The sequence below is a fragment of the Pseudoalteromonas sp. SWN166 genome, assembly GCF_015864485.1.
Taxonomy (GTDB): domain Bacteria; phylum Pseudomonadota; class Gammaproteobacteria; order Enterobacterales; family Alteromonadaceae; genus Pseudoalteromonas.
This window is the reverse complement of sequence record NZ_JADYXB010000011.1, coordinates 77,849-98,599: the sequence shown is the minus strand read 5'-3', so window position 1 is coordinate 98,599 and position 20,751 is coordinate 77,849. Positions and strand designations below refer to the sequence as shown.

The following is a 20,751-nucleotide window of genomic DNA, read 5'->3' as shown; positions in this document are numbered from 1 at the left end:
AACCATTAATGCAAAAAAAAGGCTGATTTATCAATCAGCCTTTAGTCTACTTTTTAAACTTGTTTAACTATTTAACATCAAAATGACGATTAAAGAAGTTTGTAATTGTTTGATGCAAGTGCGTTTGCACTTGTTTACCACGTAGGCTGTGCTTAGAGCCTGGGTAGGTCATCATTTCAAACTGTTTTTCGTTATCTTGTAGTTGTTTAAACAATTTAGTTGAATGCGTAAACAACACGTTATCGTCGGCCATTCCATGATAAATCATTAATGGACCTTTTAAGCCATCTGCGTATGGGAATACTGCGCTGTCCTCATAACCTTTAGCGTTTGTATTAGGATGACCTAAATAGCGCTCAGTGTAATGCGTATCGTATAGAGCCCAATCGGTTACTGGAGCACCCGATACGCCTGCTTGAAAGTAATCACCCGCTTTAAACATAGTCATAAGTGCCATGTAGCCACCGTAACTGTGGCCATAAACACCAATGCGTTGTGGGTCTACGTAATCAAGTGTACGTAAAAACTCTACGCCTTTAATTTGATCGGCAACTTCCACTACACCTAAGTGTTTATAAATAGCATCTTCAAACTTTTTACCACGGTTGTACGAACCACGGTTATCGAGTTGAAAAATTACGTAACCTTGTTGCGCCATGTATTGAAAATACAAGTTTTTACTGCGCCAGCTATTCGTTACTCGTTGGGCATGCGGGCCGCCGTACACATTAACAATAACAGGATGCTTTTTGCCATCGGTTACGTTACTTGGCTTAAATAAACGGTAATGCATAACTTGGCCATCTTCGGCTTTAATTGTGCCGTATTCTGGTTTTGTTAAATCGCTTAAATAAGGGGTAAGCGGGTGGCTACTATCTAGCTTGTTTTCTTCAAGCCATGTAATAAATTCGCCGTTTATTTTGCGAAGCGCTGCTGAATTTGGTGTGTTATCAGATGAGCTATTATCGATAAAGGTTTTGCTGTCTTTTGCTAGCACAACATTATGGTACTGACCTTTTTCGGTGATACGTTTAGCATCGCCTTTTTTAAATAAAGGTGCGCTGTATAAATGGCTTTCAAGCGGTGTATCTTTTCGACCGGCAAAGTAAACAATGCCTTTTTTCTCATCAATACCTTTTAAGCTATCAACAGCCCAATCGCCAGAAGTAATTTGGCGAACAAGTTGACCGTTAGTGCGATATAAGTATAGATGTTTAAAACCGTCGCGCTCAGATGCCCATACAAAGTGCTTTTTGTCTTTTAAAAACTCAAGATCAAAATGTAGATTAATCCATGTATCGCTGTTTTCGGTTAGTGCTACTTTTTGTGCTTTAGTTTCGCTGTTATAAAAACGAAGTTCTAATTTATGTTGCGAACGATTTTGCCATTGGTACGACAATGTATTGCCGTCTTTTAGCCATTTAGCACGCGCTATATAAATGTCTTCATCTTTACCTAAATCAATCCAATCTACTTTTTGATCGTTAAGTTTAACTACACCGAGTTGAATTTTTACGTTATCGGTACCAGTAAACGGGTAGCGTTGGTTGAATAACTTAACTTCATCAGCGTAAATTTCGTTACGGATAGCTTCTTTTACTGGGATTTCGTCAACACGGGTATAGGCAATTTTAGTTTCATCCCCTGACCACCAGTAACCCGTCATACGGCTCATTTCTTCTTGAGCAACAAACTCGGCCATACCGTTTTTAATTACGCCACCGCCATCTTTACTAAGCTGAATCTCTTTTCCTGATTCAAGCTCTAAAGCATAAAGATTTTGTTCACGAATAAACGATACATAATTACCTTTAGGTGAAAAGCGTGCATCGGTTTCAAATGTTTCAGTGTCGGTTAGCTTTTTACTTTTACCAGAGGCTAAATCGTAATAGTAAAGGTCGCCGTTAAGTGGGAATAAAAGTGCTTTACCGTCTTTAGACCATTTGTACTCAAGTATGCCTTTACCAAAAATACGTTGGCGTTCGCGGCGAGCTTTTTCTTCATCTGATAGGTTTTCTGGGCCTGAAAATAACTTTGCCGAATCAACTAGCACACGATTGGTGTTATCTTTTAAATTGTATTCCCATAAATCGTAGCGGTTGTAGTCATCGCTTTTACCTTGCAGGTAAGTTACACGGCTGCCATCAGGCGAAAATTTAAGTTGTACAGGTGATTTACCTGACAGGCTTGGATCGTCAAAAATACGTTCCAACGATAAAGGTTTTGCTTGAACACTAATAGCGCCAACCATTAACGGTAGGGCTAGTGAGAGGTGTTTTATTTTTTTTAGCACAAGGTTGCCTTAGCTTATTATAAATATTGCTTTGATGTTAAAGCCAAGCGTGTGCAACTGCAACTAAATGCTATAAAGTGGCGATTATTAAAGACAAAGTAGGACATAACAATGACAAACCCTAAATTTGAACTTGCACCAGAGCTTAAACGCGACTGTATAGAACTTGCTGATTGGCCGCTGTGTAAAGTACTTTTATTGAACGACAGCCAATATCCGTGGTTTGTATTAGTACCTAGGCAGGCTAACTTAAAAGAGATAATTGATTTATCTGAGGATGATCAAATTGTGTATTTAAAAGAGTCAGCCAAGCTAAGTAAATTATTAATGGATGTGTTTAGCCCTGATAAGTTAAACATAGCGGCTTTGGGTAATATGGTGCCGCAATTACATATTCACCATATTGCACGCTTTACGATTGATGCTGCTTGGCCTGCGCCAATTTGGGGTAAATTTCCTGCAGTCCCTTATACTGATGATCAAATAGTAAAATTAAAAACCCATTTTTAATAGCTGTTCGGGTTTATTTATCTTTCGGGGTTAAATTTTTAGTAGTCTGTTTAGTTTTTAGGTAAGGCCGAGTTTATGTTTATGTTGTGCGTCTGCTTCGCATAAATAGGCGATAACGTAGTATAAATGCCAAATATGCGCTGCCCTAGGTCGAAAAAATTTTAATACTGAAGGTCAACAGACTCTAATCAATAAGGAATAAAATGAAACTAATCAATCAACTTTGTACGGGTTTATTTATTGTCGCATTATCAGGAGGGTACTTTGCAGTTGCAATTGAGCAGCCAGTTAACACTGAAATTATTAAAAAAACAGACATACAAAATTTAGTTGAACATAGTAATCATGTTTACTCTGCTGCCCAACCCAGTGCAGAGCAAATTAAGCTGTTGTCACTTGCAGGTGTAAAGCATGTAATAAACCTACGCTCCTCTAGTGAACAAACGTGGGATGAAGGTGAGCTTGTGCGATCTTTAGGGATGAGCTATCACGCATTACCTATTGCAGGTGCGAAGGATGTTACTGTTGAAAATGCGCGTAATTTAACAAACTTACTTAATGAGTTTGAGGGAGAATCGATTTTAGTGCATTGCGCAAGTAGCAATCGAGTTGGAGCGTTGATTGCAATTTCTGCACATGAGCAGGGTCTTGATGTAGGGGCCGCGCTTGATAAAGGAAAACGCTGGGGTATGAAAAGTCTAGAGCCTGTAGTGCGTGAAGTGGTAAACGATAAATAATAAAAAAGCGCTGCAGTTATAAACTACAGCGCTCTTAAATTATCACCGTGCTAGGTTATTTTAAACCTAGTACTTCCTTACCTTGTTTAAACGTAACATCTACAGGAATATTTGCTTTGCTTAGTTTTTCTAAGTCTTTAGCAAGTTCTTCTTTAATATCACCATGAGTTGCGATTAGTTGATCTACTTTTTCGTAATCGCCATCACCTTGTAAGGTTAAAATTAAGCGAGATAGGTCAGCAATAGCAGTGCTCATTTTTTCCATGTTTATACTATATAAGCCCGCTTCATTTTTAGAAAACGCGCCTTCTTGTGCAAAAAAGTTAAAGCGGATCATATTCGCTTGACCATGCGCACTTGATGCACCAAAACGTACTGAGCGGAATATGCCAGCCATAAACGTCGTGTAGTAATCTTCAAGTGTACCTTCAGTGATCTCGCCTTTTTTAAGCAATTGCTCAACCATGTACAAACCTAAAATATCGGCTTTGCCTTCCTCTAGTGCACTCGCGTGCTCTTGTAATGATTGACGAACAGTTCCTTTACCAGTGATTGTATTTTTAATACCTAAACCATGCGCTACTTCATGGAACATAGTGTTGGCAAAAAAGGCATCAAAAGTAATGTGTTTACGCTGCTCAGGTACAATTAACTGCTCTGAAATTGGCACTAAAATTTTGTCAAACTTAGCACGCATTGCATTTTTAAGTTGCAGACGACGTGTGCCTTTTTCTAGCTGTACTTGCTCATCGTTTGGCAAGTTAATTGCGATTGTTTTACTACCCGCGTTTGAATGCCCTGCGTAGTAAACAACATCATAGGCATTTAGATCGGCGTCAGAGCCTGGTACTTCTTGTTTGTACTTGGCATCAACTGGTAAGTCTTTTTGAAGTTCAGGTAAAAATGCTGCAAATTTAGCTAAACGTTCGCTCCATTTTAAATCTTTAATAAGTACGTAAGATTCATAAGCAGCACGGTAACCAAATAATTGATCTTCATAAGTTTCAATTGGGCCAATAACCACATCTACTGGGTTGTTTTTCATGTCCATCCAAGCAAAGTCAGAAACTTGGAAGTCATCTTTTTGTAGAGCGTCAGCACGCAGGTTTAGGTAATTAGCAAACTCTTTATCATCGGCAAGTTTACTTGCTTCACGTAAAAGGTCGGCTGTTTTTGCAAGCTCAACGGCATACTCTTTTGAATATGGCACACTATAAAGCTTACCTTGCTCATCACGCTTAATTACAGAGTAAAGCCCTGTTTTGTCTTCAACATCTGCATTGTTTAACTCTTCTTTAGTTATATCGGCAGGGTAAAACTGTGCGCCAAGAGGCTTTTCTTTATAGCTAGATAAAAACGCTTCATCGCCATTTAAACGGTCCCATGGGCCGTAGTTAATATCGGCAAATTTACGTACTTTTTCGTCACCTAACTTTGCTAAAAAAGCATCTTTATTCTCACCAAAAGATTGCTTCCAAAATAACTCGTCCATTATTTTTGAAGCATCAATAAGCTTTCCAACCATCGCTCTTTGGTTGTCGCTCAAGTGTGATAAATCACTTTTCAAGCTAAAGTCGGTGTAAATATCTAAACGTTGTTTATCTGCATTAATAAGCTTAGGACCTGATTGTGCACTGCTTTTTTGAGCAAGCTCTACGGCTGTGTTGTCGGTAGAAGACGGTGCTTGTTCAGAACATGCACTAAGAAAAACAACACCAGAGAGCATAATTGCTTGGCTAATTTTATTTAAGATCATTATATTGCCTGTTAAAAAGTAAGTTTAATAATTGTACTGCTTTAGTTAAAAGGCTAAATACGTACAAACGCTTCCTTATTGTGAGTGCATTAAAGCAAAACTAAATGGTAAATAGCAAGTATTTGGCGTTGTAAGGCAAGCATGAGCGGTAAAACATTATAAATAAAAATAAACTTCTATAATTTTCTTAACTTTATCGGTAAGTTAGACAATACTAATTATATTACTAATACAAAAATTAACTGCCTGAGTTTGCAGTTACTTTACAGGCTGAACACAAAAGGACGGCAGCTTTATGTCTACAGAAAACGCTTTATTAACGATTCTAGTCGATAGAATAAATAACGATACGTTGGTTTTACCAACGCTACCTGAAGTAGCGATTAAGGTTCGCCAAGCTGCAGATAACCCTGATGTTAATTTAATGCAAATGTCAGATGTAATCTCACAAGATCCAGCGCTTTCAGCTCGTATGATAAAAGTAGCTAATAGTGCAATTATGGGACGCTCTGTAAAAGTATCTAATTTGCATCAAGCAGTGACGCGTATTGGACTGCGCCAAATTAAAAATATTGCAACGGCTATGGCTATGGAGCAATTATTTGTATCAAACAATGAGCTAATTAAAGGCTACATGGGTAAGGCATGGCAAAAAACATTAACGGTTGCTAGCCATTCAATAACACTCATGGAGTTTTACTTAAAAAACAATAAACACACTTCATTAAACCGTGATTCAATTACATTAGCTGCGCTTGTTTATAATATTGGTGTATTACCAATTTTAACTGAAGCTGAGCGCCACCCAGAAGTATTTGCAAATCCAAGCTTTTTAGCTCACGCAATTCAAAAGTTGAGTGGAAAAATTGGCTCATCCATCATGCAAGCTTGGGAGTTTCCTAAAGAGTTTGTAGATGTGGCTCTAAGCTGGGCAGATCCAAGTTACAAACCTGATAAGGTTAGTTACGTAGACTTTATAAGAGTAGGGGCTATTTTAGAGGGGACGTTACAAGTTTCTGATAAATCGGCAGCGCTGCAAACATATATAGATAAAGGTGTAATACCATCTATGCAATTATTCACAAGTGATGAATACAACGATATGCTAACTGATGTGAAAAACATGTTTAGCTAAACATGTTTTATTACACAAACAGAAAGGGTTAACTTGCGTTAACCCTTTTTGCTTTTATTGAATGGCGTCTAATACTATCCCATCGGTTCTACGAGTGGGGTATAGCGATTCAACTACAAAGCTTGGTATAAACCCTTTAGCTGATGACACCACTACTTTAGATTTAGCACCAATAATACGAGCATTAACAATAACGCCACGATTAGTGTACGTAAGTGTGCCAGTTAAGGTGTATTCAATATGTGGATAGCCTTTAATGTCTTTACCATTTCGGCTAAACGAAAAATCACCCAAGGGCGTCACGTGCACTGTACCTGTATGTTTGTAATCAACAACTGACAAACCAAACTCTTGTAATTCAGTAATAAAGCTTTCAGCTAAATGATTACCAAAAATATTAGTGGTTTGCAGGTTATCGTCTAAATTTACAAACGAAGTGATAGCGATAGGCGTACTACTATTTATGTAATTCATATTTTCAATCAGCTTCATTGCTAATTGCTCTGTATAATTACTTAGTAACTTACTGCTGTTAATTGGGCGGTAATTATTTTCAGGAAACTGCCAGTTACTAACGCGAGGCTGGTTATATTCAGCATAGCGATTGTGAGCGTTATTATAGCCAATATTGTTTTGTGGTGCATGTCCATTATAAATGGGATGAGTAGAACACGCTGAAAGTGAAAGTGTAAAAAGTGTCGATAAAGTAAGAGATATCTTTTTTGATAACATGTTTTCTTCCTGAAACATAAGGGGATTTTATAAATACCCCTCCTTATCGACACACTTTTTGATTACTTTAATTAAATTTAATAATTAATTTGTTTATTTTTGATTATGGTGCTTTTGTAACCTCTTCTTTTTTATAGCGAAGCTTACCTGCTACCCATGTTTGTAGCACGTTCGTCTTGTATATCTCGTCAACAGGCACTTTAAAGTAGTCTTTATCAATTAAAATAAAGTCGGCCCATTTTCCTTTTTCTAAACTACCCACCTTAAATTCTTGATGAGCTGCATAAGCGCCTCCGAGAGTAAATGCACGTAATGCATCTTCGCGGCTTAGTACTTCATTTGGACGCCAGCCATTTTCAGGCAGCTTGTTATGATCCATGCGTGTGATAGCTGAATACAAACCATCAAATGGATTTGCAAGCTCTACAGGGTAATCAGATCCTGCTGCAACAACAGACCCTTGCTTTAAAAATGTTTGCCAAGCGTAGGCACCGCTTAATTGTTTTTCAGTTAAACGCTGCTCTGCCATATGCATATCAGAAGTGGCATGCACCGGCTGCATTGAAGGAATTATTTTTAACGCTTTAAAACGAGGGATATCCTCAGGCGTTACAATTTGTGCGTGCTCGATACGATTGCGCAGTAATATACCGCCGGTTTTTTTAAATACATTTTGATAGGCATCGAGTACTACTTTATTTGCTTTATCGCCAATTGCGTGGGTGTTTGCGCTAAAGCCGCTTTTAAAGCTTTGTGTAAAGAGCGCCTCGAGTTTTTCTTGTGTTTCAAGCATTAAACCATAGTGGCCAGATCTGTCTGCATATTCTTCAATCAGAGCGGCGCCGCGAGAGCCCAGTGCGCCATCGGCGTAAACTTTAACACTGCGAATTTCCATAAAATCATTTTTGTCGTGGTATCGGCCTGCTTTTAACATTGTGCCTAAATCAGGACTTGCACCACTTAACATTGCGACAATACGTAGCGGTAAATTACCAAGGTCGCCGCGCTCTTTGTAAACTTCCCATGTGGTTTTATCAATGCCAGCATCGTGAGTAGAAGTAATGCCTAAACTTAATAAATGCTTACCTGCTGCATCTAGTGAGTCACTTATATCTTGCCTTGAGGGGGCTGGCATATGCTGGGTAATTAACGATTCTGCTTTATCTACAAAAATACCTGTAGGATTACCAAATTCGTCTTTAATTATTTCACCTCCATCAGGCGCTTTTGTTTGAGCAGTAATACCAGTAAGTTCGAGCACTTTTGAATTAACCCAAATGGCATGGCCATCAACCCGCGAAAGTACCACTGGTCGATCGTTTACTACTTTGTCTAGATCTTTAGCTGTAGGGAAGCGTGTATCAGCCCAAAGTTCTTGGTTCCAACCACGTCCTATAATCCAGCCTTGTTTTTTATCGGCAAATATTTTTAGTTTATTTGTTACTTCATCAACTGATTTTGCACCGCGTACATCAAGTTGCGATAAGTTATCTCCTAGGCCAATAACGTGCCCATGGGCATCAATTAAGCCAGGTAATAAGGTATTACCGTGTGCATCAATTAGTTTAGCGTCTGGGTAACTATCTTTAAGTGTATCGCTACCTAGCTTTACTACTTTGCCATTTTTAATAACGAGGGTAGTGAATTGCTGTACTTCACCTTGGTATAAAGGGGTATAACCATTCGCGTTATAAATTACTTTTGTCTGTGCGATAGCATAGCTAGAGCCAGCAAATAAGCTGGCTAGTATGAGCGGTTTGAGTACTTTTCTGAGATACATAGTTACTTAATTTTTATTGTTAATTTACTTACATTAACAAACTTAATTTTATAATACCAATGAATTGATAGAGCCTGATTCTAAGGTTTTTCTCTATATTAACTGTTTACAAAATAGGTAATTGATGTGATTATTTAGTATGTAAAACAATCAATAAAGCATAAGGAAACGCTATGAAAGCCCTCTATTTATTACTCCCATTAACTTCATTACTTGCGGCATGTGGATCGACACCTACTGCAGATAAAAGTGTAGAAAAGCTAAACCATACTGATGTATCAAATGCTGAAATACGCAATTATATAGATTTATCAAGTGTTGAGCTGCGCGATAGGGTGAAAGACTATTGGAGTATTTTTACAAAAGTTGAATCACGATACCCAGTAGAGGCAGCAAAAAAAGGCTTAGCGGGCTGTGTAGAGTTAATGACTATTATTAATTCTGAGGGTAAGGCGCAGGGGTATAAAGTAATTTCCTCATATCCTAAAGGGTTATTTGATGAAGCCGCAGCGAGATCTTTAAGTGCATGGGCTTGGCTACCTACTGCCGTAAATGTAGCTAAACAACCTGTTCTTACGCATATCAGAATTGATTTCATGATTGATTCAATACCTGTAGGTAAAAAATATCTAAAAAATTGTCCGGCTGGTGAAACATTTTTAGTAACAGGGGAAATAAAAAAAATCTCCTACTGATGAAACATTTCAAGTAACGAGAAAAATTACAAGGTTTGAAAAAAAGTACTTATTTACCTCACTCTAAAGTTACTTTAAGTGTGTGTAACGTTTTAGATCGAACCTTTATAAAATCTGATGAGTATGAGTATGAGTATGAGTATGAGTATGAGTTTAATACGAATATTACAAATAACTAAATAAGCATCAAGAATAAGGAAATACTATGAAAGCTCTCTATTTATTACTCCCGTTGAGCATATTGCTAACAGCATGTAGCTCAACATCTGATAAACAAGCAAACGAAGAGATGCCGAGTTTTATTGATTTATCAAGTCCCGAACTTCGAAGTAAAACTGGTGAGTATTGGAATATTGCTAAAAGGGTCGAACCACGATACCCGTTGGAAGCCGCAAAAAAAAGCATTTCAGGTTGTGTTGAGTTAGCAATGGTAATTAATTCACAAGGTGAAGCCCAAGGGTATAAGGTTATCTCGTCTTACCCTGAGGGCGTGTTTGATAATAATGCGGCAGCTGCTGTGGGTTTATGGCGCTGGAAAGCGACAGCTGAAAATACGAGTAAGCAACCTATTTTAACTTATCTTAAAATGGATTTTATGTTAAGCCCAAAACCTACCGATGCAAAATATTTGGCGCATTGTTCTAAAAATAAAGCCTGAACGTAATTAATATAAATATAATAAGCTAGGTGTTTTGCCTAGCTTTAGTATTATTTGCTAGCGTATAAGCTGTATTCACTTAGCGTTAGCTTACCGTCTTTGTCTTGATCGTAGCTTGAAAACCGAGACCAAAGAGCGGGATCTACTGCTGTTTCTGCGCGTGTTAAAAAACCATCCTGGTTTCTATCAAGTTTTTCAAATTGCTCTGCAACATTGTTGCTTGCAGCAAAGCCTAATGTGCTAAAAATACTAAACGCAAAAAGCGTTATATAGCTTGTTTTTTTCATGAAAAATACTCAGTAGAGGTTATTAGTAAGGTAATTTTTAAATTCGATTAACGAAATTTGGTTATCTTGATTTTTATCCCATTTTACAAATGTGTTTAAAAGTTGTGGTTGGGGATCAAGTTCGTCATGTGTCAGATAGCCACTTTTGTCATTATCAAGGTGATCAAAGCGTTGCTTTACATCAAGTGCAGCGGCATCAAAACTTAATAGCATTAAAATGCTTATAACTAGAGAAAGTATCTTCATGGCGTTCCTTCCAAAAGATGTATTAAAATTTTGTGGCTGAAATAAGAGGAAAAAGCACTTGCCGTAATTTAACTCCCAACATTAAATCCTTTTACACACTCCCTCAGGGATTATGGCAAATGCTTTTAATTCCAGTCTACCTATAACAAGCTTAAGTAAAGCTTAATCAGTAATTACTCATTAGGGTCTGTTGATCTTTGCGGATTAAAATTTGTTCAAACTAGGGGCTATTTAATCGCGGCGCGAGATTTGTAACCTAGTGGGCTAAGTAAAAACCGAGCAACAAAGAGTAAGTAGCCCCTAGGAAGAACCCTTTGGGCAGCGCCTGTTTGGCATTAATGCTACGTTATCGCCCATTTATGGGGAATAACCACACTGCATAGGCTCTGCCTTGCCTAAATACCAAACAGACTGCTGCAAATTTAACCTTGAAAGATCAACAGGCCCTAAGGTTTAAAGCCTTCAAATTCTTTTTTTGAGATTTTTTCATCACCGTCTTCATCTAAGTCGGCAAACTGTCTCATTACTTCCTTGTCTTCCTTTGCTTCTACAATTGATATTTGCCCGTCCATGTCTTTATCTAAGTGGGCAAAACGCACGTTTGTTGGCGATGCAATTACGGTGGCACTAATTGCTAAAAACATTAATGAAAAAGCGGCTATAAGTTGTTTCATAATCACGTTCCTTATTAAATGAGTTTATTGAATAAATTTTTTGAATTCATCTAGCGACAATTGCCCATCTTGATTGGTATCAATTTGAGAAAAATTCTCGTGTAAAACAGCATCTTCACCTGCTTCGGCTTCACTTAATGTGCCGTTACTGTCTTTATCAAGCTCGTTAAAAGTCGCGTGAACGTCCATTGCGTGTGCATTAGCGCCTAAAAAGCCTAAAGCCAGTAATGATGAAATTACTAAAATGCGTTTGTTCATAATTATTTCCTTATTGATTAAAGTTATTACTCCTATTACAAAAATCGCGCCAATAATAATTGTTGTTATTTTTCAAGTGGTTATTGTTTTCACTTCAAGGGCGTGAGAAATTTTTACGGGGTTTATTGTAATTTTTGTGTGCCTTTTGCAACATTATTTGGTGATGTTGATGAGAGGTATTTAAAATCAGTAACTTACGTTGTCTCTGTTTGGCGACACGCTATTTTGTTAGTGTTAGTTGTTAATCGTATTAAATATAATTGCTGGTTCAGCTAGTGTATAAGGTAAGCACTTAATAATAGAGCGCTTAACTTAAAAGGACGAAACGCAATGCCAGCAACCATAGCTAAAAAATACCAAGCAATGCTTAACTGGCGGCCTAATTTAATTGGGCAATTTGCAATGAGTATGCTGCTTTCGTTACTCCCCCTTTCTATAGTGGTAATTGTGTTTTTAAATGCCCTTAATAAGCAGTTAGCGGTTACTCAAAGTATTGTAAGTAACAACTACCAAGTTACGAAATCGTTTAATACTTTAAAGCAAGAACTCAACAGCCTTGAGCGTGCCACTAGGCAAAACTGGGTGTTAAAAAGTGAATCACTCGATAAACTAATTATTGATAAATGGCAGTCATCCCTGCAAAGTATCGATGAGCTTAAATTTGTAAACACGAATAAAGATTATACTCACCAATGGCAGCGCTTATATACCACTTTACAAACCGCGCATGCGGAGCTTGTTGAGCAAAAACAACAACAAGCTGAGTTGTTTGTGCCAGTGAGCGATTTAATTGCTGAACTTACTTTATGGCTACGTGATAAAAACGAAGCGCAAATTACCAATAACCAAAATGAGCTGACAAGCTTACAAGCCTCATTTATAAACTGGCTGGTGGCACTTATTCCACTTACTTTAATTGTAGGTGGTGGTTTTTTATGGCGCATAAGTGGGCGACTAAAAGGGTTAACTACGGTTATTGATAAGCTAGGGCAGGGGCATTGGCAGCAAAAAATATCAGTTAAGGGGTCAGCTGAGCTAGTTGAGTTAGGAGAAAAACTTCATTGGGTGCAAGAGCAACTACATATGCTTGAGCAGCAAAAAGATACTTTTTTACGCCATGTAACACACGAGCTTAAAACGCCGCTTGCTTCAATGGTCGAAGGCACTGATTTACTAACTGATGAAATAGTAGGCCCAATTACAGGTGAGCAAAAAGCAGTGCTTGAGCTCATTAGCCAATCTATGGTGCGCCTTCGTACAATGATTGACAGCTTACTGAGTTATAATGCGATTCGTACCAGTAAAGACAGCCTAAGCGAAGTTGAATTTAGCCTTCTTATTAATAAAATTAATAGTCATTTTGAGCATCGTTTAAGTGCGCGTGAGCAGGCTCTAAAATGGCAAAATAACTTACCGAATAAACCACTTGCTTTACCTAGTGAGCTTATTGAGATGATTTTAATTCAGCTTATTTCAAATGGCTTAAAATTTTCAGAAGATAAGCAAATCGTTACTATTAATTTAGCACTTGAGCAAAATCAACTTTGCATTGCTGTACTTGATAAAGGGTGCGGTATTAAAGAGCAAGAAAAAACCCAAATTTTCAGCGCGTTTTATCAAGGTAAACACAGTAAAAATGTTACGCTGCAAGGCAGTGGGCTGGGCTTAACTATTGTAAAAGAATCTGTTGAACAGTTAAGAGGAACACTTACTGTTGAGCATAACGAGCCACATGGTTGCCGGTTTTCAATTAAAATTCCCATAACAAAAAATCTAGGAGTTAATTAACATGCGCTTGCGTTTAATCGCTATTTTAAGTGTGCTCAGTAGCAGCATGGTTATATCAGGTTGTGAAATTAATAATGGGCAAGAAGAGCGTGTGTCAATTACACCTGCACCTGTGGTCGATACTAAAATAAAAAACGACAAAAACAGTAAACCTAGTCCAAAACCCAGACCAAAAATTGAACCTAGTTATCCTCCAGCAGATCAAGTTATTGCATGGCACGCTAATCAGTGTGGTGGATTTAAATTAGTGCCTAAAAAAGATATTTTTACAGGCGAGAACGACCTTAAACGCTTTTTTAAATTTATGTGTTTAAATATAAATGATGATCCAAATACAGTAATGACCAAGTTACTAAAACTCGATTTAGCTTACTTTTGGCCAGACGACATTAAGCAATATTTATGGCTTCAAAAACAGCAAGTGACGATGCAAATAAACGCTAAAAAAGAGCAGCAAGCACTTAACAATAAAATGCAAGAAACCCTCTCATCGTTAGCAACTATTGAGCAACAGCTTTTACTACGAGAAGAAACTAAGGAGCAGTAACTATGGCAGCAACTAAAGTGCAAGGTGCAAAAGTATTACTCGTTGACGACGACGCTAGCTTATTAAAACTGCTCGCTATTCGCATTGAATCAAAAGGGTACGAAGTAACGACCTGTGAAAGTGGCTTAATTGCACTACAAATACTTAAAAGCCAAGTGTTTGACGCTGTAATAACCGACTTGCGTATGGATGAAATGGATGGCATGGCACTGCATCGCCAGTTGCAAAGCCGTTACCCTGCGTTGCCTGTCATTATGATGACAGCGCACGGCTCTATTCCTGATGCGGTAGAAGCGACCAAACAAGGCATTTTTGCATTTATAACTAAACCCGTAGATAAAGATGAGTTATTCGACAGCCTTGCTAAAGCGATAGAAATTCACGGTGTTAACGCTGATGAAGCCGCGCCAAAAAGCAATATAGTTACGCGTAGTGGCACAATGCTTCACTTGCTCGAGCAAGTAAAACTACTTGGGCCAACACAAGTTAATGTACTCATTTCGGGGGCTAGTGGTACAGGTAAAGAGCTACTTGCACAGGCTATTCATCAACATAGCCACGTAAGCGACGGACCTTTTGTTGCAATTAACTGTGGGGCTGTACCAGGGGAGCTTTTAGAGTCCGAATTATTTGGCCATAAAAAAGGCTCTTTTACGGGCGCAATTAAAGATCACCAAGGGTTGTTTCAACAAGCTGAGGGCGGCACGTTATTTTTAGATGAAATAGGCGACATGCCACTTAACCTACAAGTTAAGTTACTGCGCGTATTACAAGAAAAAACGATTCGCCCCGTAGGCTTTCAAGAAGAAATAGCAATTGATGTACGCATTGTATCGGCAACACATAAAAATTTACCCGAAGCTATTTTAAACCAACAATTTAGAGAAGATTTATACTATCGCTTAAATGTCGTTAATTTAAAATTACCGCCACTGTGTGAGCGCCGCGAAGATATAAGCTTATTAGCGCAGTACTTTAGCGCAAGCATTGCCAAACGTATGAATCAAAATGAAAAGCACTTTGCCAGCGATGCCATGCATGCGCTTGTGCGTTACGATTGGCCGGGTAATATTCGTCAATTACAAAACGTAGTAGAGCAAGTGGTCGCATTAACACCAAGCGAAGTGATCTCAGAACATTTAGTGCTGACTGCACTTAACAGTAATGAAAAAAATGTAGAGCCGTTATCACTTAACGACGCTAAAAAAGAATTTGAACGCGACTACGTAATCAATACTTTAAAAATGGCAGGTGGCAATGTAGCAGAAGGGGCTAAGCTTGCTAAACGTAATCGCTCAGATTTTTATAAGTTGATTAAAAAGCATAATATTGATGTTGATAATTTAGGTTAAGGAAAAGCATGCAGTTATTTATGGTGTATTTAGGTGGTCGAATTCAAGGCTGCCACATTGAAATGCACGATATTCGCTTTGTAGTAGGGGAGAATATTGAGCAAACCTACTCAAAGTTAAAAAGCCAATGGGTGGGCGATAAAAGCAGTGTTCATATGGATAGCTTTATGGCAATAAACCACATTGATGGATTTAAAGTAGAAGTGGTTGATAGCTACGTTGAACAAAATAAACAACTTTATTTTGTAAACTTAGGGGCTTATAGAAGTGACTCTATGGCTGAGCAACACGACTTTGCACTGTATGTAGCAAGCAGTAGCCATGAAGCCAAGCAACGCGCTAAAAACGATTTACTTGCAGGCCTTAGCCATATTCATAAAGACGATTTGCACGACGTAGACGATTGCTTTGCGATTGATTTACTCGACAGCCAATTAAATATTAAGCTGACTCCAAGCGGGCAAGCTCAAACAATAAAGCCAGACTGGTTTGGCTACCACGTACTTTAAATCAGCCAAAAAGCAGGATTAAGAGTCCTGCTCGTTTTGTTCATCCTTTTCGCTTTTAGCCGCCATTTTAAATGCCACAATAACCAATCCAAACATAGCAAACGGCAAAGCCGCCAACATGTATTCAACCATATTACTGTCTTGAAAATTTGCTTGTAGCAAAAAGTGACCCGCCACACACATTAAAATAACGACTAATAAAATGGGCAGTAACATAAGTTCTTTTTTTGATGAATGATTTTTCATTAAATACGTGGCTATAGCTAAAAATAATGCGCCATTGTAATGAGCTTACATAAGCTTGGCAAACATCACAGAACTTATTAATTAATGATATGATTAGTGTCAAATAATTAAGCTGATGTTATGGGAATAAAGTGAAAAGTAACTTAAAGCAAGTTTACCTCGTTGGTGGTGCAGTGCGCGACAAGCTGCTAAATATAAAATCAAAAGATAACGACTATGTAGTTATAGGCGAGACGCCACAGACTATGGAGTCGCTCGGTTTTGTACCAATCGGTAGCGACTTTCCGGTTTACTTACACCCAAAAACAAAAGAAGAATATGCCCTGGGGCGTACAGAGCGCAAAAGCGGCAAAGGTTATACTGGCTTTGTGGTTGATGCCAGCCCAACCGTTACGCTAGAAGAGGATTTAGCAAGGCGTGATTTAACCATAAATTCAATGGCGCTTGATGAGCACGGTAATATTATAGACCCGTTTAATGGCCAAGCTGACTTACAAAGTAAAACTCTGCGCCACACCACTGAGGCATTTGTAGAAGACCCTGTTCGAGTACTGCGTATTGCCCGTTTTTTAGCGCGCTATGGCAGTGATTGGCGTATTCACCCAAGTACGTATGCATTAATGCGTGAGCTTAAAAATAAAGGTGAGTTAAATCATTTAGTATCTGAGCGGGTATGGCTCGAGACCGAAAAAGCCCTTGGCGAAAAGCACCCCGAACTTTATTTTGAAGCACTGCAGGGCTTAGGGATATTTCCTGAGCTTGAGCGCATGGTTAATGTACCGCAACCAGCAAACCATCACCCCGAAGGTGATGTATTTGTACATACTATGTTGGTACTTAGGCGCGCAGCTGATTTAAACTTTAACTTAGAAACTCGTTTTGCAGCCCTGACTCATGACTTTGGTAAAGCACTTAGTTTTAAAAAGCATGGAAATTTACGGGGGCATGAACGCGAAGGTGTAGCGGTAGTTGAAAAGTTTTGTGAGCGTTTAAAAGTGCCTAACCGTTTTCGCGACATTGGTGTACTCACCAGTGATAACCACACGCTTTGCCATACGGTCGATCAACTAAGGCCGCAAACCGTTCACAAGCTAATAGTGACTAACTTAAATGCGTTGGTGCATCCGAATCGTTTTACAGCGTTTACCCAAGCGTGCCAATGTGATGCACAAGGGCGTGGTGAAACGCTGGTTGATAAGCCATACCCGCAAGCAGTTAAACTGCGAGCAATTCATACTGAACTACAAAAAATGGATAAAAAGCAGATAGTGCAAAATGCACTTAAAAATGGCAAAAAAGGCCCTGAAATAGGCGAAGAAGTAAAACTAGCAGAAATAAACTGCATTAAAGCATTTTTAGAACATGAGAAGTCCCAAGCGTAATAAAATTAGACTAAGTAGTGCGATACGCCTTGGTTTTTAGTTGTGTCGTGCTTTCTTAGTTCTTTGTAGTTAGTACTTTTTGGTTTTACATTTTCAGACTCAGGTTTTTTAGAGGGCCTGTATAAGTCAAAAATAAAGTCTAGTTCTTCACGCTCTAGTGATGGTTTCATGAGTATTCCTTCAATTTAATACTTTAATACGATGTAGAGTATGGTCATTCGACTGAATAAAAAGTGAATAGTTACATTTGAAATAGCACTAAATTGTAATCGGCAGTTTTGAAGGGGTAAGCGGCGCGTTAAACCGCTCTATTAGCTATTTTAGTTATGTAAAGGCAAGCTCACAGTAAATACCACACCATCGCCTTGTTCGTTATTTTGCGCTGTTACACTGCCTTTATGGTAATCGCACACCAGCCTTACTATATAAAGCCCTAATCCCAAATGTGGCTGTTGCTGCATTTGCTGGCTACGTACCGACACCATAGAGTCAAAAATATGCTCAGTTAATCCTTCGGGTAAAGTGGGGCCTGCGTTACTCACTGTTAATGTTGCTTTATTTTCGCTCTGCTTAAGGCTTACATTAATCGCCGTATTGGCTTCACTGAACTCCAGCGCGTTATTAATAAGCTTATCAAGTAGCTGAGCTATAAACTCGGGTGCACCTTGCATAGGTAATTTGTTTTGGCATACATCAAGCGCAAATAATTGGTTTGGATAAGTAAGCTGATAGCCTTGCATACAGCCATTTATTACTTTTTGTAAATCAAAAGGCTCAGGCTCGTTACTTTGAATACTTTGCTCGAGGCGAGTGGCTTCGCTCATGGTAGTTATTATTTTACCTAAGCGTTCAACGCCTTCACTGGCGCGATCGAGGTATTTTTGGCTCAGCTCGTTTTGCGGCAAGCTTTGTAAGTTTTCGAGGGACGAGCGCACTACGGCAACAGGCGTGCGCAGCTCGTGTGATAATCGCGACGACATATTTTCTAAGTAATCGGTATAGCCACCAAGTCTACTAACAATGTTTGAAAAACTACGCGACAGATCGCCAATTTCATCGTTAGCATCACTGTAATTAATACTGCCGGTAACACGCCCTTGTGCATCAATTGCTTGCTCAGCTGTATCGCGCAGTCGCCTAATACGGCTCGATATACGCGAGGCAAAAAAGAATAGCGTGACAGTACCAATTAGCATCACGGCTAAAATAACGTTGAATAGTTTTTCGAGCGATTTATTACGCAGCGTACGTACGCCGTTTGTGGTTTCCTCTGCTATTACCGCGCCAATTACTTGATCTTGAATCCAAATAGGGTAAGCGGCCGATAGAATAACGGCTTTACTGTCGGGTGTTAATCGCCAAGACGATGCTGGTTGTCCTTTTAATGCTTTCGCTAAGTGCGTGCCTTGCATAGAAGCTACATCGTGCAGGGTATCTAAAAATTCGTTTTCTGGGCGCGTTAATATTTTATAGTAAATTGGGTGCAAGTAATTTTGCTCAAAGCGCTGCCACCACGTCTCAGGAGCCTGGTTAGCAAGTCCATCAGCCCAAACGCCATCTGCATTTTGAATAGTTCCTGTTTGTGCCAATACCCGATGATGATTATCGACCACCCAAATGCGGCTGCCACTGTGGCCCATGCCTTTTAAAATACGGCTGATTTCTGGAGAAGGGACTAATACCGAGCCTAAATCGTTCGGGTTATTTAAGTTTGAGGTCGACATTATTTTTGGTTCTAACAATGCCTCTTTGCTATCAATGTCAACAATGGCAAAGCCAAGTTTGTTGCCCAGCATGCTTATAGGAAAGCGCAGTTCTACATTATAGCCAGTGTCAGTACTTTCAAAATACCCCTGAATTTTTGTAAAAGGTATTTTGGTTTTAGCATCAAACGCATTAACCCAACCGTTTTGGCGCGGGGCAATAATGTAGGTATTAAATTGGCCGTCAGGCGTTTTTAGGCCAATTTTTAAATAATCGTTATTGGTAATGCTTAAGCTATTTTTAGCGCGATAAATAAGCGTGTCGTCAGTTACTTTAAATAGCGCATATAAGTAATTATCAAATTTTCCCACCATGTGATCAAACGACAAGTCGCTGGCTTTATGAGTACTGTTTGTTTTTTGTAAGTAGCGTTTATCGTAATGCCAAAATAGTGGTTGGTAGCTGTCCCAATCGGTGAGTTTACCGTCTAATTGAATAGGATTTTTAAGATTATAAGCGTATAAATCGCGCCCTTTTACTACTTGGTCTAAAAAGTTGGTTTGTTCGTCAAATAATGCGGGGCGTTCGTGCAATGCAGTCGCAAGTGCGCGAGTGGTGCCTACTAGGGTTTTTTCTTGGCCTTGGCGTAAAAACTTTTCCATTTCCCATACGTACTCGTAGCCAAGCCACGGTAGCAAAAACAAAAAACATGAAAGTAATATAAATTTACTGCGCAGGCCAAATCGTAGCATTAGTGTTGTTCCCACCTGTAGCCCATGCCATACACGGTATCTATACAATCAAAGGCGTCATCGAGTGCTACAAACTTTTTACGAATACGTTTTACGTGCGAGGTAATTGTGCTGTCGTCTACGTAAATTTTTGCATCGCTCATTAATTCGTTACGGCTTTTAACATGGCCGGGTCGCTGGGCGAGTGAATGCAGCATCCAAAATTCGGTTACGGTTAAATCAACGAGTTGTTGCTGCCAAAATACCTGCATACGTTGCGTGTCGAGCGTTAACTGTCCGCGTGTTATGAGTGCGTTTGCATCAGCGGGTTGTTCAAGTGCTTCCATTCGGCGAAATAGTGCACCAATACGTGCAGCCAAGTGAGCCAAGCTTATGTCTTTTGTTAGGTAGTCGTCGGCGCCCATGCGCAGGCCGCATACGGTATCTATTTCGCTATCGCGGGCGGTTAAAAAAATAATAGGCAGTGTTTTAGAAAGCGAACGCAATGTTTGGCACAGTAAAAACCCCCCATCTATTTCATGGCCTAGGCCAATATCAACAATGGCTAAATCGGGTAGGGCATTTTTAAATTCAGCTTCTGCGCTGACGCGATCTGCAAAGCCACTCACTTGGTAGCCCTGTGCGCTCAGCATTTCTATGTAGTTTTCGCGGATTGCGGGTTCATCTTCAACGATGGCTATTTTTTTCATTCTAATCATTATCCGATTGCC

At 39.1% G+C, this 20,751-nt stretch carries 22 protein-coding genes; 10 read left to right on the top strand and 12 right to left on the bottom strand.

Annotation, left to right across the window (positions count from 1 at the left end):
- Positions 1 to 67: 67 nt before the first annotated feature.
- A complete protein-coding gene (locus I6F49_RS09070) occupies positions 68 to 2,293 on the bottom strand; it encodes a S9 family peptidase (protein ID WP_197179933.1) in 2,226 nt (741 codons plus the stop codon).
- Between the two features lie 111 nt (positions 2,294 to 2,404).
- Between I6F49_RS09070 and I6F49_RS09065 the strand changes: the two genes are divergently transcribed.
- Together I6F49_RS09065 and I6F49_RS09060 are read left to right on the top strand one after the other, a co-directional pair.
- Entirely contained in the window at positions 2,405 to 2,803 is a 399-nt protein-coding gene (locus I6F49_RS09065) for an HIT domain-containing protein (protein WP_197179931.1), read from the top strand.
- Positions 2,804 to 3,006: 203 nt separating this feature from the next.
- Positions 3,007 to 3,540, top strand: coding sequence for a fused DSP-PTPase phosphatase/NAD kinase-like protein (locus tag I6F49_RS09060; RefSeq protein ID WP_166420486.1), 534 nt, complete (start codon positions 3,007 to 3,009; stop codon positions 3,538 to 3,540).
- Between the two features lie 55 nt (positions 3,541 to 3,595).
- Here the strand turns inward: I6F49_RS09060 and I6F49_RS09055 are convergent, their stop codons facing one another.
- Entirely contained in the window at positions 3,596 to 5,296 is a 1,701-nt protein-coding gene (locus tag I6F49_RS09055; protein ID WP_166420485.1) for a dipeptidyl-peptidase 3 family protein, read from the bottom strand.
- Positions 5,297 to 5,591: 295 nt separating this feature from the next.
- Between I6F49_RS09055 and I6F49_RS09050 the strand changes: the two genes are divergently transcribed.
- The gene (locus I6F49_RS09050; protein WP_166420484.1) at positions 5,592 to 6,431 is read left to right on the top strand and encodes an HDOD domain-containing protein; all 840 of its coding nucleotides are present in this window, start codon (positions 5,592 to 5,594) and stop codon (positions 6,429 to 6,431) included.
- 54 nt (positions 6,432 to 6,485) lie between these two features.
- Here the strand turns inward: I6F49_RS09050 and I6F49_RS09045 are convergent, their stop codons facing one another.
- The gene (locus I6F49_RS09045) at positions 6,486 to 7,163 is read right to left on the bottom strand and encodes a FlgO family outer membrane protein (protein ID WP_166420483.1); all 678 of its coding nucleotides are present in this window, start codon (positions 7,161 to 7,163) and stop codon (positions 6,486 to 6,488) included.
- Positions 7,164 to 7,266: 103 nt separating this feature from the next.
- On the bottom strand, positions 7,267 to 8,943 hold the full coding sequence (locus tag I6F49_RS09040) for an amidohydrolase (protein ID WP_197179929.1): 1,677 nt from the start codon (positions 8,941 to 8,943) through the stop codon (positions 7,267 to 7,269).
- Positions 8,944 to 9,116: 173 nt separating this feature from the next.
- Here I6F49_RS09040 and I6F49_RS09035 point away from each other — a divergent pair, with 173 nt between their 5' ends.
- Entirely contained in the window at positions 9,117 to 9,638 is a 522-nt protein-coding gene (locus tag I6F49_RS09035) for an energy transducer TonB (protein WP_166420481.1), read from the top strand.
- A 205-nt stretch (positions 9,639 to 9,843) separates the two neighbouring features.
- Entirely contained in the window at positions 9,844 to 10,296 is a 453-nt protein-coding gene (locus I6F49_RS09030; RefSeq protein WP_166420480.1) for an energy transducer TonB, read from the top strand.
- A gap of 50 nt (positions 10,297 to 10,346) precedes the next feature.
- Here I6F49_RS09030 and I6F49_RS09025 read toward each other — a convergent pair whose 3' ends face one another.
- The 4 genes from I6F49_RS09025 to I6F49_RS09010 form a co-directional block, all read right to left on the bottom strand.
- Positions 10,347 to 10,583 (bottom strand): EF-hand domain-containing protein, encoded by a 237-nt coding sequence (locus tag I6F49_RS09025; protein ID WP_166420479.1) that lies wholly within the window; start codon positions 10,581 to 10,583, stop codon positions 10,347 to 10,349.
- A gap of 9 nt (positions 10,584 to 10,592) precedes the next feature.
- Positions 10,593 to 10,829 carry an EF-hand domain-containing protein gene (locus tag I6F49_RS09020; protein WP_149593610.1) on the bottom strand — a complete coding sequence of 79 codons (237 nt, stop codon included), beginning with the start codon at positions 10,827 to 10,829 and terminating at the stop codon, positions 10,593 to 10,595.
- Positions 10,830 to 11,275: 446 nt separating this feature from the next.
- Positions 11,276 to 11,503 carry a hypothetical protein gene (locus tag I6F49_RS09015; RefSeq protein WP_197179927.1) on the bottom strand — a complete coding sequence of 76 codons (228 nt, stop codon included), beginning with the start codon at positions 11,501 to 11,503 and terminating at the stop codon, positions 11,276 to 11,278.
- A 24-nt stretch (positions 11,504 to 11,527) separates the two neighbouring features.
- Entirely contained in the window at positions 11,528 to 11,761 is a 234-nt protein-coding gene (locus I6F49_RS09010) for an EF-hand domain-containing protein (RefSeq protein ID WP_002961641.1), read from the bottom strand.
- Between the two features lie 330 nt (positions 11,762 to 12,091).
- Here I6F49_RS09010 and I6F49_RS09005 point away from each other — a divergent pair, with 330 nt between their 5' ends.
- Genes I6F49_RS09005 through I6F49_RS08990 form a run of 4 tightly spaced genes read left to right on the top strand, consistent with a single transcriptional unit; the run spans position 12,092 to position 15,957 of the window.
- Positions 12,092 to 13,549: a sensor histidine kinase gene (locus I6F49_RS09005; protein ID WP_197179925.1), complete on the top strand. Its 1,458-nt coding sequence runs from the start codon at positions 12,092 to 12,094 to the stop codon at positions 13,547 to 13,549.
- Position 13,550: 1 nt separating this feature from the next.
- Positions 13,551 to 14,096 carry a hypothetical protein gene (locus I6F49_RS09000; protein WP_197179923.1) on the top strand — a complete coding sequence of 182 codons (546 nt, stop codon included), beginning with the start codon at positions 13,551 to 13,553 and terminating at the stop codon, positions 14,094 to 14,096.
- Between the two features lie 2 nt (positions 14,097 to 14,098).
- On the top strand, positions 14,099 to 15,448 hold the full coding sequence (locus I6F49_RS08995; protein WP_197179921.1) for a sigma 54-interacting transcriptional regulator: 1,350 nt from the start codon (positions 14,099 to 14,101) through the stop codon (positions 15,446 to 15,448).
- A gap of 8 nt (positions 15,449 to 15,456) precedes the next feature.
- Positions 15,457 to 15,957, top strand: a complete 501-nt coding sequence (locus tag I6F49_RS08990) for a DUF1543 domain-containing protein (protein ID WP_166420474.1) — start codon at positions 15,457 to 15,459, stop codon at positions 15,955 to 15,957.
- 18 nt (positions 15,958 to 15,975) lie between these two features.
- On the opposite strand, the gene I6F49_RS08985 is transcribed toward I6F49_RS08990, so the two are convergent.
- Positions 15,976 to 16,203 carry a hypothetical protein gene (locus I6F49_RS08985; RefSeq protein WP_024611697.1) on the bottom strand — a complete coding sequence of 76 codons (228 nt, stop codon included), beginning with the start codon at positions 16,201 to 16,203 and terminating at the stop codon, positions 15,976 to 15,978.
- A gap of 131 nt (positions 16,204 to 16,334) precedes the next feature.
- On the opposite strand from I6F49_RS08985, the gene I6F49_RS08980 reads away from it, so the two are divergent.
- Positions 16,335 to 17,585 (top strand): multifunctional CCA addition/repair protein, encoded by a 1,251-nt coding sequence (locus I6F49_RS08980; protein ID WP_166420473.1) that lies wholly within the window; start codon positions 16,335 to 16,337, stop codon positions 17,583 to 17,585.
- A gap of 5 nt (positions 17,586 to 17,590) precedes the next feature.
- On the opposite strand, the gene I6F49_RS08975 is transcribed toward I6F49_RS08980, so the two are convergent.
- The 3 genes from I6F49_RS08975 to pdsR all read right to left on the bottom strand — a co-directional run bounded on the left by I6F49_RS08975 (position 17,591) and on the right by pdsR (position 20,730).
- On the bottom strand, positions 17,591 to 17,755 hold the full coding sequence (locus I6F49_RS08975) for a hypothetical protein (RefSeq protein WP_166420472.1): 165 nt from the start codon (positions 17,753 to 17,755) through the stop codon (positions 17,591 to 17,593).
- A 150-nt stretch (positions 17,756 to 17,905) separates the two neighbouring features.
- Complete coding sequence (gene pdsS / locus I6F49_RS08970) at positions 17,906 to 20,041, bottom strand: proteobacterial dedicated sortase system histidine kinase (RefSeq protein ID WP_166420471.1); 2,136 nt, start codon at positions 20,039 to 20,041, stop codon at positions 17,906 to 17,908.
- On the bottom strand, positions 20,041 to 20,730 hold the full coding sequence (gene pdsR, locus I6F49_RS08965; protein WP_166420518.1) for a proteobacterial dedicated sortase system response regulator: 690 nt from the start codon (positions 20,728 to 20,730) through the stop codon (positions 20,041 to 20,043). The genes pdsS and pdsR overlap by 1 nt, the downstream gene beginning before the upstream one ends.
- Positions 20,731 to 20,751: the final 21 nt, after the last annotated feature.

Coding starts and splice junctions, on each gene's coding strand:
- pdsR (WP_166420518.1), bottom strand. CDS start 20,730: ATGAAAAAAATAGCCATCGTTGAAGATGAACCCGCAATCCGCGAAAAC.
- I6F49_RS09005 (WP_197179925.1), top strand. CDS start 12,092: ATGCCAGCAACCATAGCTAAAAAATACCAAGCAATGCTTAACTGGCGG.
- I6F49_RS09055 (WP_166420485.1), bottom strand. CDS start 5,296: ATGATCTTAAATAAAATTAGCCAAGCAATTATGCTCTCTGGTGTTGTT.
- I6F49_RS09045 (WP_166420483.1), bottom strand. CDS start 7,163: ATGTTATCAAAAAAGATATCTCTTACTTTATCGACACTTTTTACACTT.
- I6F49_RS08990 (WP_166420474.1), top strand. CDS start 15,457: ATGCAGTTATTTATGGTGTATTTAGGTGGTCGAATTCAAGGCTGCCAC.
- I6F49_RS09010 (WP_002961641.1), bottom strand. CDS start 11,761: ATGAACAAACGCATTTTAGTAATTTCATCATTACTGGCTTTAGGCTTT.
- I6F49_RS08975 (WP_166420472.1), bottom strand. CDS start 17,755: ATGAAACCATCACTAGAGCGTGAAGAACTAGACTTTATTTTTGACTTA.
- I6F49_RS09050 (WP_166420484.1), top strand. CDS start 5,592: ATGTCTACAGAAAACGCTTTATTAACGATTCTAGTCGATAGAATAAAT.
- I6F49_RS09060 (WP_166420486.1), top strand. CDS start 3,007: ATGAAACTAATCAATCAACTTTGTACGGGTTTATTTATTGTCGCATTA.
- I6F49_RS09040 (WP_197179929.1), bottom strand. CDS start 8,943: ATGTATCTCAGAAAAGTACTCAAACCGCTCATACTAGCCAGCTTATTT.
- I6F49_RS08985 (WP_024611697.1), bottom strand. CDS start 16,203: ATGAAAAATCATTCATCAAAAAAAGAACTTATGTTACTGCCCATTTTA.
- I6F49_RS09030 (WP_166420480.1), top strand. CDS start 9,844: ATGAAAGCTCTCTATTTATTACTCCCGTTGAGCATATTGCTAACAGCA.
- I6F49_RS09065 (WP_197179931.1), top strand. CDS start 2,405: ATGACAAACCCTAAATTTGAACTTGCACCAGAGCTTAAACGCGACTGT.
- I6F49_RS09000 (WP_197179923.1), top strand. CDS start 13,551: ATGCGCTTGCGTTTAATCGCTATTTTAAGTGTGCTCAGTAGCAGCATG.
- I6F49_RS09025 (WP_166420479.1), bottom strand. CDS start 10,583: ATGAAAAAAACAAGCTATATAACGCTTTTTGCGTTTAGTATTTTTAGC.
- I6F49_RS09020 (WP_149593610.1), bottom strand. CDS start 10,829: ATGAAGATACTTTCTCTAGTTATAAGCATTTTAATGCTATTAAGTTTT.
- I6F49_RS08995 (WP_197179921.1), top strand. CDS start 14,099: ATGGCAGCAACTAAAGTGCAAGGTGCAAAAGTATTACTCGTTGACGAC.
- pdsS (WP_166420471.1), bottom strand. CDS start 20,041: ATGCTACGATTTGGCCTGCGCAGTAAATTTATATTACTTTCATGTTTT.
- I6F49_RS09035 (WP_166420481.1), top strand. CDS start 9,117: ATGAAAGCCCTCTATTTATTACTCCCATTAACTTCATTACTTGCGGCA.
- I6F49_RS09015 (WP_197179927.1), bottom strand. CDS start 11,503: ATGAAACAACTTATAGCCGCTTTTTCATTAATGTTTTTAGCAATTAGT.